Annotated in this window: 1 protein-coding gene; it reads left to right on the top strand. The window is 64.6% G+C overall.

Annotation, left to right across the window (positions count from 1 at the left end):
- Positions 1–333, top strand: a 333-nt coding sequence (locus VSX58_RS22485; protein WP_327619993.1) for a phage late control D family protein, incomplete at both ends; no start/stop codon positions are given.

Here is a 333-nt window from a genome sequence, read left to right as displayed (position 1 = left end):
TCAGCATCAGTTCGAGGGCTGGCAGTTCGAGTTCCGGCTGCGCAACCGCTACCCGGCGCGCGAGCAGGTGATGCAGTGGCAGGAGAGCGACCTGGCGTTTATCGAACGGCTGCTGGCGGAAGTGGGCATCTGGTACCGCTTCGAGATGAACGCGCGGCTGAAGCGGGAAGTGGTGGTGTTCGCCGACGACCAGCAGTTCTACCAGTTCGACGTGAGTCTGCCGCTGCGCAGTCCGTCGGGGATGAACGACGGCGGCGTGGAGTCGGTGTGGAAGCTGAGCTCGGCGCACCGGGTGGTGAGCCGGTCGGTGCGGGTGAAGGATTACAACTACCG

This window comes from Brenneria populi (genome assembly GCF_036016195.1).
Taxonomy (GTDB): Bacteria; Pseudomonadota; Gammaproteobacteria; order Enterobacterales; family Enterobacteriaceae; genus Brenneria; species Brenneria populi.
The sequence above is the reverse complement of the archived record's forward strand: the minus strand, read 5'-3'. Positions and strand labels throughout refer to the sequence as shown.